Annotated in this window: 10 protein-coding genes and 1 rRNA gene; all 11 read right to left on the reverse strand. The window is 70.2% G+C overall.

Going from position 1 to position 13164, the window contains the following annotated elements; genetic code table 11:
* Positions 1–87: 87 nt before the first annotated feature.
* A complete protein-coding gene (locus tag FHR33_RS14920; RefSeq protein ID WP_183647452.1) occupies positions 88–1998 on the reverse strand; it encodes a TIGR03960 family B12-binding radical SAM protein in 1911 nt (636 codons plus the stop codon).
* A 20-nt stretch (positions 1999–2018) separates the two neighbouring features.
* On the reverse strand, positions 2019–3179 hold the full coding sequence (rodA, locus tag FHR33_RS14925; protein ID WP_246451864.1) for a rod shape-determining protein RodA: 1161 nt from the start codon (positions 3177–3179) through the stop codon (positions 2019–2021).
* Positions 3176–5200, reverse strand: a complete 2025-nt coding sequence (mrdA, locus tag FHR33_RS14930) for a penicillin-binding protein 2 (protein WP_183647455.1) — start codon at positions 5198–5200, stop codon at positions 3176–3178. Before mrdA ends, rodA begins: the two co-directional genes overlap by 4 nt.
* A gap of 5 nt (positions 5201–5205) precedes the next feature.
* The gene (gene mreD, locus FHR33_RS14935) at positions 5206–5670 is read right to left on the reverse strand and encodes a rod shape-determining protein MreD (protein ID WP_183647458.1); all 465 of its coding nucleotides are present in this window, start codon (positions 5668–5670) and stop codon (positions 5206–5208) included.
* Positions 5667–6545 (reverse strand): rod shape-determining protein MreC, encoded by an 879-nt coding sequence (gene mreC / locus FHR33_RS14940; RefSeq protein WP_183647463.1) that lies wholly within the window; start codon positions 6543–6545, stop codon positions 5667–5669. Before mreC ends, mreD begins: the two co-directional genes overlap by 4 nt.
* 1 nt (position 6546) lies before the next feature.
* Positions 6547–7578 (reverse strand): rod shape-determining protein, encoded by a 1032-nt coding sequence (locus FHR33_RS14945; protein WP_183647467.1) that lies wholly within the window; start codon positions 7576–7578, stop codon positions 6547–6549.
* An 848-nt stretch (positions 7579–8426) separates the two neighbouring features.
* The gene (gene ndk / locus FHR33_RS14950) at positions 8427–8837 is read right to left on the reverse strand and encodes a nucleoside-diphosphate kinase (RefSeq protein WP_183647470.1); all 411 of its coding nucleotides are present in this window, start codon (positions 8835–8837) and stop codon (positions 8427–8429) included.
* Positions 8838–8937: 100 nt separating this feature from the next.
* Positions 8938–11058, reverse strand: coding sequence for a hypothetical protein (locus FHR33_RS14955; RefSeq protein ID WP_183647472.1), 2121 nt, complete (start codon positions 11056–11058; stop codon positions 8938–8940).
* 11 nt (positions 11059–11069) lie between these two features.
* On the reverse strand, positions 11070–11411 hold the full coding sequence (locus FHR33_RS14960) for a DUF4233 domain-containing protein (protein WP_221241105.1): 342 nt from the start codon (positions 11409–11411) through the stop codon (positions 11070–11072).
* The gene (locus FHR33_RS14965) at positions 11408–12697 is read right to left on the reverse strand and encodes a bifunctional folylpolyglutamate synthase/dihydrofolate synthase (RefSeq protein WP_183660093.1); all 1290 of its coding nucleotides are present in this window, start codon (positions 12695–12697) and stop codon (positions 11408–11410) included. Before FHR33_RS14965 ends, FHR33_RS14960 begins: the two co-directional genes overlap by 4 nt.
* A 337-nt stretch (positions 12698–13034) precedes the next feature.
* Positions 13035–13151, reverse strand: a 5S ribosomal RNA gene (gene rrf / locus FHR33_RS14970).
* Between the last annotated feature and the right edge of the window lie 13 nt (positions 13152–13164).

Genomic DNA, 13164 nt, shown 5'->3' on the forward strand with positions numbered 1-13164 from the left:
CGCGGGCGGAGGCCCCTCGGGAACAGGCTTCAGAGCGTCGTCTTCCTTCCCGTGTCAGAGTTTCTTGGTTCCAGGATAAGGCCGTGTCTATACCACAGTAAGCGGCAGCAGTTTCTTACCTGTGGGACCGATCTGGATCTCGGTGCCCATCGTGGGGCAGACGCCGCAGTCGTAGCACGGGGTCCACCGGCAGTCCTCGACCTCCGTCTCGTTGACGGCGTCCTTCCAGTCCTGCCAGAGCCACTCGCGGTCGAGACCCGCGTCGAGGTGGTCCCACGGAAGGACCTCGTTCTCCTCGCGCTCGCGCGTGGTGTACCAGTCGACCCCGACCCCGGTCTTCTCCGCCGCCGCCATCCAGCGTTCGTAGGAGAAGTGCTCGCTCCAGCCGTCGAAACGGCCGCCGTCCTCCCAGACCGCCCTGATGACCGCGCCGACCCTGCGGTCGCCGCGCGAGAGCAGGCCTTCCACGATCGAGGGCTTGCCGTCGTGGTAACGGTAGCCGATGGCCTTGCCGTACTCCCTGTCACCGCGCAGCGACTCGCGCAGCGCCCTGAGCCGCCGGTCGACGGTCTCGTGGTCGGCCTGCGCGGCCCACTGGAACGGGGTGTGCGGCTTGGGCACGAACCCGCCGATGGAGACCGTGCAGCGGATGTCGCGCGAGCCCGTCGCCTCCCTGCCGGCCTTGATGACCTTCTTGGCCAGGTCGGCGATGCCCATCACGTCTTCGTCGCGCTCGGTGGGCAGGCCGCACATGAAGTAGAGCTTCACCTGCCGCCAGCCCTGGCTGTAGGCCGTGGTGACGGTGCGGATCAGGTCTTCCTCGGTGACCATCTTGTTGATCACCTTGCGCATGCGCTCGGAACCGCCCTCGGGAGCGAAGGTCAGGCCGGAGCGGCGGCCGTTGCGCGAGAACTCGTTGGCCAGGTCGATGTTGAAGGCGTCGACCCTGGTCGAAGGCAGCGAGAGCGAGGTGTTCGTGCCCTCGTAGCGGTCGGCCAGGCCCTTGGCGACCGCGCCGATCTCGGAGTGGTCGGCCGACGACAGCGACAGCAGCCCGACCTCGTTGAAGCCCGACTCGCGGATGCCGTTCTCGACCATCGCGCCGATCGTGGTGATCGACCGCTCGCGGACCGGGCGGGTGATCATGCCGGCCTGGCAGAACCTGCAGCCGCGGGTGCAGCCTCTGAAGATCTCGACGCTGAAGCGTTCGTGGACCGTCTCGGCCAGCGGGACCAGCGGCTTCTTGGGGTACGGCCACTCGTCGAGGTCCATGACGGTGTGCTTGTGCACCCGCCACGGCACGTTGGGCCTGTTGGGCGCGACACGCTTGATGCGCCCGTCGGGGTGGTACTCGACGTCGTAGAACTTGGGCACGTAGACCCCGCCGGACTCGGCCAGCCGCATGAGCAGCTCGTCGCGTCCTCCTGGGCTGCCCTCGGACTTCCACTCGCGGACGACCTCGCTGATGGCGATGGCGATCTGCTCGCCGTCGCCGAGCACGGCCGCGTCGAGGAAGTCGGCGATCGGCTCGGGGTTGAAGGCGGCATGCCCGCCGGCCAGCACGATCGGGTCGTCGTCACCGCGGTCGACGGCGGCGAGCGGGATGCCCGCCAGGTCGAGCGCGGTCAGCATGTTGGTGTAGCCCAGCTCGGTGGAGAACGAGACGCCGAGCACGTCGAAGGCGCGCACGGGGCGGTGGCCGTCCACGGTGAACTGCGGCACGCCCTCGGCGCGCATGAGCGCCTCGAGGTCGGGCCAGACCGAGTAGGTGCGCTCGGCCAGCGTGTCGGGCAGCTCGTTGAGGATCTCGTAGAGAATCGCCACGCCCTGGTTGGGCAGGCCCACCTCGTAGGCGTCGGGGTACATGAGCGCCCAGCGCACGGAGGCCTCGTCCCAGTCCTTCACCGTCGAGTTGAGCTCACCCCCGACGTACTGGATCGGCTTCTGCACCTTGGGCAGCAGCGCTTCCAGGCGTGGGAACAGTGACTCGACAGACATAGCACCAAGGGTAGTCGGTGTCAGAAGGACTGTTCCCTGATCCGGATGGCCTGGAGGAACCCGACGGCTATCAGGTTGGCGAAGGTGGAGGTGCCGCCGTAGGAGACGAACGGCAGCGGCAGGCCGGTGATCGGCATGATTCCGACCGTCATCCCGATGTTCACGAACGACTGGAAGCCCAGCCAGCACACGATCGAGCCCGCCACCAGCGTGCCGAAGCGGTCGTCGCACTGCTTGGCGATGTGCAGCCCGCGCAGCAGCACCACGCCCAGCAGGACCACCACCGTGACCGAGCCGAAGAAGCCGAACTCCTCGCCCGCCACCGTGAAGATGAAGTCGGTGTGCTGCTCGGGCACGAACCTGCCGGTCGTCTGCCCACCCTCGAACAGCCCCTTGCCGAACAGCTCGCCCGAGCCGATCGCGATCAGCGACTGGGTGCTGTTGTAACCGACCCCTCGCGGGTCGACGCCGGGGTCGATGAAGGCGGTGAACCGGGCCACCTGGTACGGCTCCAGCAGATCGAGCAGCCACACCGCCACCGCCGCCACCACCACGGAGAAGGCCAGCAGCAGGATCCACCGCTTCTGCACGCCCCCGAGGATCAGCGCGCCCGCGATGATCACCGCGAGCACCAGCGTGGTGCCGAGGTCGGGCTGGAGCATGACCAGGCCCATCGCCACCACCGCTGACAGCAGCGACAGCACCACGTCGAGCACGCGGGGCCTGTCGGTGCCCTCGGCGGGCTGGGCCAGCAGCATCGCCAGCATCAGCACCAGGCCCAGCTTGGCGAACTCCGACGGCTGGATGGCGAACCCGCCACCCAGCATGATCCACGAGTGCGACCCGTTGACCGTGGTGCCGACCGGGGTGACGACCAGCACCAGCCCGATCAGCGTCACCAGATAGACCACGGGCGCGTAGGCCCGCAGCAGCCGGTGGTCGACCATCGTCACCAGCCCGCACAGGACCGCGCCGATCGCCAGGTTGAGCATGTGCTTCTTGACCAGCCCCGTGGAGCCTGCCGCCCAGGTGCGGGTCGAGGACCACACCAGCAGCGTGCCGATCACGCACAACGCGGCGACCGCCACCAGCAGCACCCAGTCGATGCGCCACACGTTCGACTGCGCGCCCACCGCACGGGCGAAGGGATGACGGCGCTCCAGGAGCGTGCGGTCCATCATCGCGCCACCGTGCCGTCGCTCCTGATGGTCGGCAGCTTGGTGTCGGGGATCGCGGGAGGCTGCCCCTTGAGCCCGTAGATGCCCTCGTAGATCTCCCGTACGGCGGGCGCCGCCGTGGAGCCGCCCATGCCGCCCTGCGAGACCATGACCACGACCACGAAGCGCGGCTTGGAGGTCGGGGCGAACGAGGCGAACCACGAGGTGTCGGCCTTGCCCCACACCTCGGCCGTGCCGGTCTTGCCGCCGACCTTCACCTTGTCCATCGGGAAGCCCGCGAACGCGCCCGCCGCGGTGCCGTCCGAGGCCACCTGGCTGAGGGCGTTCTTGATGTAGGCCCGCTCGCTCGGGCTCAGCGGCAGCTTGCCCCTGACGGGGACGTCGATGCGCTTGACCACCTGGCCGCCCGGCCGTACCAGCGCCCATCCGATCCTGGGGCTGCGCAGCTTGCCGTCGCTGACCAGCGCCGCGTAGGCCGAGGCCAGCTGCAGCGGTGTGACCAGCACGTCACCCTGCCCGATGGAGAAGTTGGCCGCGTCACCGGGACGCAGCAGGTAGCCCTCCAGGCAGTTCTCGTGGGCCAGCTGCTTGAGGAAGGCCGCTCGCGACCTGTCGGTGACCTCCGGGTAGCCGATGCGCGCCCTGCGGCAGTTGTCGGCGCTCGTGGCCGCCCACAAATTCTTCTTCCACGTGCGGTCGGGGATGCGCCCCGCCGACTCCCCCGGCAGGTCGATGCCCGTCGGACGGCCGAACCCGAAGGCCCTCGCCATGTTGGCGAAGCGCTCCTTCGGCGGCTTCTTGGGCCGCAGACCGCCGTCCTTGATCCACTGCTCGTAGGCCGCCTTGTAGAAGATCGTGTCGCACGACTTCACCAGCGCCGTGTGCAGCGTCAGCGAGCCGAGCCCGATGCCGCGGAAGTTGTTGAACGCCCTGCTGCCCACCATGAACGAGCCGGGACAGCCGTACGTGCCGTTGATCGGGTAGCCCGCGCGCAGCATCGCCGAGACCGACGACACCTTGAACGTCGAGCCCGGAGCGAACTCCCCCTTGATGGCCCGCGAGACCAGCGGCTTGCCCGCGCGCTCCGACAGCAGGCGCTGGTACTCCTTCTCCGAGATGCCGCCCGTCCAGATCGCGGGGTCGTAGCCCGGCGCGCTGGCCAGCGCCACCACCCTGCCGGTGCGGGCGTCGAGCACGACGCCCGCCGCGCCGTCGGCCTTCGGGGCCTTCTTCATCGCCCCGTCCACGGCCTTCTCCACGATGTTCTGCACCCGCGCGTCCACGCTGGTGATGAGCGTGTCGCCGGGAATGGGCGCCACCTGCTTCTCCACGCCGAGCGCCTTGCCCATCCTGTCGACCTGCACCCGCCGCAGGCCTGGCGTCCCGCGCAGGTAGTGGTCGTAGATCGCCTCCACGCCGTCCCTGCCGACCAGGTCGACGCCGGAGAACCCGGCCTTCAGCCCTTCGCGCTTGTCCAGCTCGTCCTGGGTGACCGGCTGCAGGTATCCGAGCATCTGCGCGCCCGCCTTCCCTCCCGGATACTCCCGTACGGCCTGCACCTCGGCGGTCACGCCGGGGAACTCCTCCTGGCGCTCGAGGATCTGCAGCGCCTCGCGCGTGGTGGCCTTCAGGTCGATCGGGATCGGCTGGTACGGCGAGCCTGGCCAGCACGGCCTGGTCACCTTCGGCCCGCACGGCGTGATGCGGCGCTCCAGCAGCTTGACCGGGCTGCCGAGCACCTCGGACAGCCGCTTGAGCACGGCCGCGCCGCCGTCCTTCATCCTGATGAGCTCGGTCCTGTCGACCGACACCACCAGCGCCGTCCTGTTGCGTACCAGCGGCCGCCCCGAGGCGTCGAGGATCTGCCCCCGCACGGCCGGCACGACGACGGCCCTGGTCCTGGTCTCCGTGGCGGCGTGGACGAACTCGTCGCCGCGCAGAATCTGGACCTGCCACAGCCGTACGGCCAGCACCACGAGCATCGTCAGCACCAGCACGTGGAGCACGACGAGTCGGGTGCGCATGCGGATCACGCCGGGATCACCCGCGCTCGGTCGCCTGCCACCAGCCAGACCACCACGGGGGCCATCAGGAGCGAGTAGACCGCGGTCACCGGCAGCGACAGCGCCAGCGACGCGCTCGCCACGCGAGGGTCGGCGATCAGCCCCGCCACGGCCGCGGCCAGCAGCGGCGCCGCCAGCACGCACAGCACGACGGTCCAGACCGGCCCTCCGACGCCGCGCCCCGCCAGGTAGCCGACCACGGTGTAGACGAAGGCGTACTGCCCGAGCATGTGCGCGGTCGGCGGCGCCAGGTCGACCAGGATCCCCGTGCCGAACCCGATCACCGCGCCGGCGGCCGGCCCTCTGGCCAGCGCGACGCCGACCACGACGAGCAGGACCAGGTCGGGCACGCCGCCCGCGGGGAGCGAGAGCCTGTTGACGATGGTGAGCTGGAGCAGCAGGGCGGCGACCACCGCTATCGCGGCGATCACCGCTGACCGTCCCTGATGGGCAGTACCGCGTCGCGCGGGTCACGCTTGGGCGCGGCCACCACGACACCCACCACGTCGAGCCCGCTGAGGTTGGCGAAGGGGCGCGCGTAGGCGATGCGTGTCAGCTCCCCCGGCGTCGCCTCCACCTGCTCGATCACCCCGATCGGCACCCCCGGCACGTACGGCACGCCGCGCTGGGAACCGAAGCTGACGATGCGCGTGCCCGGGGTGAGCTGCGCGGTCGAGTCGAGCAGCCGGAAACGCACCAGCCTGCCGTACTCGCCCACGCCGTTGATGACACCGATCTCGTTGCCGCCCTCGAGGCGCGCGCCCGCCGAGGAGGCGGGGTCGCTCAGCAGCACCACGGTCGAGGTCCGCGCCGTGGCCTGCACGACCCTGCCGACCAGCCCGTCGGCGTTGACGACCGTCATCTCGGGCCGCACGCCGTCGTCGGTGCCCGCGTCGATCTCGACCGCGTCCTCGAAGCCGGGATGGCCCCTGCGGGCGATCACGCTGGCGGTGACGACCGTGAAGCCACCGCGCTGCGAGGTGCCGATCAGCCGGCGCAGCTCGGCCGAGCGGGCCTTGTCGAGGGCCGAGGCCGCCAGGTCGGCGCGGAGCCTGGCGTTCTGCCCCTCGAGCTCCTCGATCCTGCGCTGGGCGCTGGTGGAGTTCGCGACGGCGCTGACGAACTCCCCCACCGGCCGCGTGATGCCGGTGACGACCTGCTCGGCCGTGCCGAACAGCGAGGCGCCGACCCCGCGCGCGGGGCCCAGCGGCGAACTCACGCCCGTGCGGTGATCGATGGTCAGGACGACCAGTGCCGCGGTGAGCAGCAGACCGAGAATGAGCCGGGCCCGGCGCGTGTCCCTCATGTCAGTGACGCGGTTCCGGGACGAGCACGGAGCTGAGATCCTCGAACTCCTCCACGCACTTGCCCGAGCCGAGCGCGACCGAGTCGAGCGGATTCTCCACCATGTGCACAGGCATGCCTGTCTCGTCTCTCAACCGCTCGTCCAGCCCCTTGAGCAGCGCGCCGCCACCCGTCAGGGCGATGCCGCGGTCCATGAGGTCGCCCGACAGCTCGGGCGGGCACTTGTCGAGCGTGGTCTTCACCGCGTCGACGATGGAGTTGACCTGCTCCTCGATCGCCCTCCTGATCTCCTCCGCCGACACCACGATCGTCTTGGGCAGCCCGCTCACCAGGTCACGCCCGCGGATCTCGGCGTGGAGCTCGTCGTGAGAGGGACGGGCGGAGCCGATCGCCATCTTGATCTCCTCGGCGGTGCGCTCGCCGAGCATCAGGGAGTGCTCCTTCTTGGCGAAGGTGATCACCGCCTGGTCGAGTTCGTCGCCGCCGACCCTGATCGACTGGCTGGTCACCACGCCACCCATCGAGATGATCGCCACCTCGGTGGTGCCGCCGCCGATGTCGACGACCATGTTGCCGGTCGGCTCGTGCACGGGCAGCCCCGCGCCGATCGCGGCGGCCATGGGCTCCTCGACGATGTAGACCTTGCGCGCGCCGGCCTGGTATCCGGCCTCCTTCACCGCCCGCTGCTCGACACCGGTGATGCCACTGGGCACGGCGATGATGATGCGCGGCTTGGCGAAGTGCCGGCGCTTGTGGACGCGCTGGATGAAATAGCGCAACATCCGTTCTGTCACGTCGAAGTCGGCGATCACTCCGTCTTTGAGTGGTCGTACGGCCACGATGTTGCCGGGCGTGCGGCCGATCATCCGCTTGGCCTCGATCCCCACCGCCACGATCTTGCCCGTAGTGGTGTTGATCGCGACGACGGACGGCTCGTTGAGCACGATTCCGCGGCCACGCACGTATACCAACGTGTTGGCGGTGCCAAGGTCGACCGCCATGTCACGGCCGAGAAAGGCGAGCTTGCTGCCCATGGGGAACGAGCCTTCCGTAACGTCGTCCGCTAATAATTACGGATCGCATTCGAATCGTAACGTGACGTACCCACCTGGGAGAGCAATGACCGCTGACGGCCCACAAAAAACTCCCCGCCTCTTCGCCACCGCCCGTTTGCCCACATAGCCCACTTCGGCAACGGCACCACCTCATCGCCTGGGGCGAAGGTCACCAGGTGCCGGCGACTGTAATGTCACCCCAAACCCCGCCCAGATCTCTCCCACGCCCGCCGAACCTCACTTTTCCGAATCCGACCGAAGAAAGGTCCGCCTTACAGCCCACGTCCGCCGGAATCCCCCGCGCTCCGCTCCCCGCCCCCGGAAACCCCCGCGCCCCGCTCCCCGACCCTGGAAGCCTTTCCCCGCGCCCCGAGCCCCGCTCTCCCCCACTCGAAGCCTCGCCGCACCGCTCCAACCCGAAGCCTTGCCTTCGCCCTGCGCCGCCCGAGCCCGAAAGCCCACGGCAAGCCCGGAGCTTTGCCCCGCGCCCTGAGCCCCGCTCTCCAGAACCAGGGGCATTCCCCCGCGCTATGAGCCGCCCCCGCCTTGGGCCGCCTGGCTCCCTCGGGCAGTCCTCCCACCTCCCGCCTTGAGCCGCCTCGGCTCCCCTCGGACAGTCCACCCACCTCCGGCCGCGGCTCCCCCGCGGCCCTGGAGGCCTCGCCGCCCTGGCTCGGCGTGGTCCGTAGCGGCGCCCGGCCTGCGGGTCTCGAGGAGCGTCCCCTGGACAGAGCCCGGCCGGTGAGCACGGGGGCGCTTGGGCGGGCTTGCCGTACACAACAAAAAACGCCGACCCGCACCAAGCGGGCCGGCGTTCAGAGGGACCTCTAGAAGCGGTCCGGGAAGAAGATCTTGATCTCACGGGCAGCGGACTCGGGCGAGTCGGACCCGTGGACGACGTTCTCGCCGATCTCCAGCGCGTGGTCGCCGCGGATCGTGCCGGGAGCCGACTTCACCGGGTCGGTCAGGCCGGCCAGCGAACGGAAGGCCTCGATCGCGCGCGGGCCCTCGACCACCAGCGCCACCAGCGGCGCGGAGGTGATGAACTCCACCAGCTCGCCGAAGAACGGCCGCTCGGAGTGCTCGGCGTAGTGGGCCTTGGCGGTCTCGGCGTCGAGGTGGCGCAGCTCCATGGCCGCGATCTTGAGGCCCTTGCGCTCGATACGAGCGATCACGTCACCGATGAGACCGCGCTTCACCCCGTCGGGCTTGATCAGGACAAGAGTGCGCTCGGACACTGGTGGTTCTCCTTTGAACTGGATGTCTTGGTCGCGAAATGCGGCGAACGCGCGAAGCTTACCGCCCCCACACGAATTCCCCGTGCTCGACGGCGCTCACCTAGTCGGGCTCGGAGTCTTCGGGCGACTGCGTGGGCGGCGGGACGACCGGTGTCGACCCCGTCCCTTCACCCTGCCGCTCAGGTTCGTCGCCGCCGGTCGAGCCCCCATCCGCCGACGAACCGCCCACGGAGCCCCCGCCGCCGGAGGGGCCGTCTCCCGACCCCTTGCCGACCTGGGAACCTGCCGCCCAGGCCCTGCCTGCCGAGGAGCCATCCGCCGAGCCCCTGCCTGCCGGGGAACCGTCCGCAGAGGCCCTGCCTGCCGGGGAACCGTCGGGTGAGGCGCCGTCCGGGACGCCGTCGCGCGGGACGGCGTCCCCGGAGCCGCCCTCGCCCGACGTCGTGCCGCCGGAAGCGCGCTCCCCCGAGGCCGCCGACGAGTGAGACGCCCCGGCCGACGGCCTCACGCGCGCGGCCGGCACGCGAGGGATCTCTCCCGTGGGAGCGTCCTTCTCCTCGTCCCCTACCGATTCGTCCCCCTGCCCGCCGGACAGGGTGCCGACAGGATCACCCGCCTCGTCAGCCCTGCCGTCGGAGCCCGCGGCCCCTGGCCGCTCCAGGCCATGGCTTTGATCGGTCTCCACCGTCGGCAGCGTGTCGTACGGCCTGCGCCCTGCCGCCTCCGTCTGCCCGGACACCACCAGCACGTCGGACGCCCCGGCGGCGGGCACCGGCCTGCCAGGCGTCTCCGGGACCGCGCCACCGGCAGGCTCCGGAGCGCCGGAGCTCCGCATCGCGGTGCGCCGTCCGAGCAGCGCCGCCAGCATGATGACCGCCACCACCAGGAACCCAGCGATGAACACCCACAGGTGGAGCGCGCCCACGAACCTGTCGACCAGCTGCTGCGGCGACGTCGGCCTGCCCAGCAGCACCATCTGCACGCCTGTGCCGAGCAGGTACCCGGCCAGCACGCCGGGGAAGCACAGCGACAGCCCGTAGAGCGCGGCGCCTGGCCCCGTCATGCGCAGGGCGGCGGTCAGCGCCACCGCCGCGCCCACGGCCAGCAGCACGAACGGCAAGATCAGCGTGAGGCCCTCGCTGGCAGGGACCATCACCCGCACCGCGCACAACCCCAGCACGACCGTGACGAGCCCCGCCCCTGACAGCTTCTGCATCGAGGCCCTGTCGAGCAGCCCGACGACCAGCGCCGCCGCCGCTCCCGCCACCGCGCAGACGAGGAACGGCAGCCACAGGCCCTTGAGACCAGGGCCGCCCACCCCGCCCAGCTCCATGTATGTGACCTGAGCGGCCGTCGGCAGCACGACCACGCCGACGGCGAGCATCGCGTAGGACAGAGTGCGCCCCGCGAGCCCCTCGAACGTGCCGATCGAGGCCAGAGTGAGCAGCGCCGCGATCGAGAACAGCGCCGCCAGGATGACCAGCGGAGGCGGCCACCCGAACGTGGTGCCGATGGCCAGCACGGCCAGGCCCGCGGCGGGCACGGCGGTCAACGTCAGCTTGCTGCGCTCGATGGCCCGGGGCCCCGGCGTGCTCATGGCGCCCGTCGCCACGCTGAGTGCGAGGTAGATCGCGGCCAGCGTGAGCGCGACCCCGGTCAACATCGGGTACGGCTGCAGCGTGACCCGCCAGTCGCGCGCGTTGTCGAGCGGCAGCAGCGCCAGCGCCTGAGCGGCGAGGAGGCTGACCGCCAGCATGCCCGTCCACAGCGCCCGCAGCAGCGGCGCCCGCTCCCACGCCGCCATCAGCAGCGCGGGGATCAGCAGGCCGGCGCCCACCCCGTGGACGACTCGCAGCACGCCCACGACGAGCGCGGAGCCCGCGAACCCGCCCGCCGCGTCGGCCGCCGCCAGCACGGCCAGGCCGACGAGCAGGATGGGGGCCGCCTTCATGCGCTGCACCAGCACCGCGGCGAGCGGCACTGTGAGCATCATCGCGGGCAGGGCGAGCCCGTGTGCCCTGATGAGGCCGAGCTTGTCCATGTCGGCGGGCAGCAGCCCGGCGACGAGCGAGACGGTGTTGGGGATCGCGAGGATCGCCAGGGGCAGCGCCGCGACGATCAGCAGCCCGAGTATGAGGTCAAGCAGCCAGGAGTGCCTGGTGCCTGTGAGGGGTCCGGCGAGGCCGACGGCCTGGGACCGCTCGATGGGGGGGACGGCCATGTTCGCCGACTTTAGCGGGAAGTCACGCCTTCGACACGGCGAGCGACGAATATCGCCGTGATCCACAGCGCCGCGAAGATCGCCCCGAGGAAGAACATCATGGGCACGAGGAAGCCCGTGGCGATGGCCAGCACCTGCACCAGGCTGCCGACCACGTACCCGGAGGGCCGCTTGAGCAGCCCCGCGGCGACCACGCACAGCACGGCCAGCCCGATGCCCACAGTGACGGCCACGGGCACGGGAACGCCCTGGATCCTGATGGCCACCGGGGTGATCAGCGCCACCACGATCGCCTGCATGCCGAGGACGCTCGCGCCCAGCCGCCGCATGCCGGGGGTCACCTCGAAGTTCATGGCCTGTCCACCTTCAGCAGCAGGCGCGCGTCGCCCGCGGTGACCACGGAGCCCGTGATGAGCACGCCGGTCCCGCTGAACTCGCCGGCCGCGTCGGCGATGCCGATGCCCCTGTCGATGGCGTCGTCGAGCCGTTCGACCACGTGGACGCGGTCCTCGCCGAACATGCCCACGGCCAGCTCGGCCAGCTCCTCCAGAGGCATCGAGCGGGGCGAGGAGTTACGGGTGACGACGATCTCCTCCAGTATCGGCTCCAGGAGCTCGAGGAGCGCGCTGACGTCCTTGTCCGCCATGACCGCCACGACGCCGATCACCTTGGCGAAGTCGAAGGACTCGTGGAGGCCGTCGAGCGTGGCCTCCATGCCTCCGGGGTTGTGGGCGGCGTCGATGATGACCGTGGGACTCGTGCGGACCACTTCCAGCCGTCCGGGTGAGGACGCCTGGGCGAAGGCCTGCCGTACGAGCTCGACGTCGAGCGGGTCGTCACCCCCTGTGAGGGCTTCCACGGCCGCCAGGGAGCACACGGCGTTGCTCGCCTGGTGTGCGCCGTACAGAGGGAGGTAGACGTCCTCGTAGACGCCCTTGAGGCCGCGCAGGGTGAGCAGCTGGCCGCCGAGCGCCACCTCGCGGCTCAGTACACCGAACTCGAGCCCTTCACGCGCCACGACGGCGCCCACCTCGACCGCCCTGCGCATGAGCACCTCGGCGGCCTCCAGGTCCTGCTGGGCGAAGATCGTGGTGGAGCCCGCCTTGATGATGCCCGCCTTCTCCCCCGCGATGGAGGGGATGTCGGGCCCGAGCCTGTCGGTGTGGTCCAGCGAGATCGGCGTGATGACGGAGACGGCCGACTCCACCACGTTGGTGGCGTCCCAGCTGCCGCCCATCCCCGTCTCGATCACCGCGACGTCGACCGGCGTGTCCGCGAAGGCGGCGTACGCCATGGCCGTCAGCAACTCGAAGAACTGGATGCGCCGGCCCTGGGTGTCGGTCAGCTCGACGTACGGGGCGATCTCCTCGTACACCTCCGCGAACCGCTCCTCGCTCAACGGCTCGCCGTCGACCACGATGCGCTCGCGCATCGAGACCAGGTGCGGGCTCGTGAACCGCCCGACCCGCAGGTTGCGCTCCCTGAGCAGCACCTCGGTCAGCCGCGCCGTGCTGGTCTTGCCGTTCGTTCCCGCGATGTGCACGACGGGGTAGGCCTGTTGTGGGGAGCCGAGCAGGTCCAGAAGGGCCACGATTCTGTCCAGCGTCGGCTCGAAGTCCCACTCGACGCCGCGTTCCATGATGGCCCGCTCGACCGCACGATAATCCACCTGACAAGCCTATCCGCTCCTGCCGCCGGCCCTTCCCCCGCCCGCGCCACGTGCGCCCACCTGGCTTTCCCCACGCCCCGCGCTTCGCACGGTCTGGGTGCAGCGCGGAGAGACGCGAGCGGACGGGACGAGCGCACGCATCCGAGTCTTCCCCAGGCCCCGCGTTCGCACGGTCTGGGCGCAGTGCGAAGAGACGCGAGCAGACGGAACGAGCGCACGCATCCGAAGCCCGCCTGGGCAACAGAAAAGACCCCGAAAATGCAGAAAGGGCCCCACCCAACGGGTGAAGCCCTTCCACACAAAGATTGCGCGGCGGCGACCTACTCTCCCACACCCTCCCGAGTGCAGTACCATCGGCGCTGCAGAGCTTAACTTCCGGGTTCGGAATGTAACCGGGTGTTTCCTCTGCGCTATAACCGCCGCAACCCTACGAGACC

The sequence above is a fragment of the Nonomuraea dietziae genome (assembly GCF_014195505.1).
In the GTDB taxonomy this organism is placed as follows: Bacteria; Actinomycetota; Actinomycetes; order Streptosporangiales; family Streptosporangiaceae; genus Nonomuraea; species Nonomuraea roseola.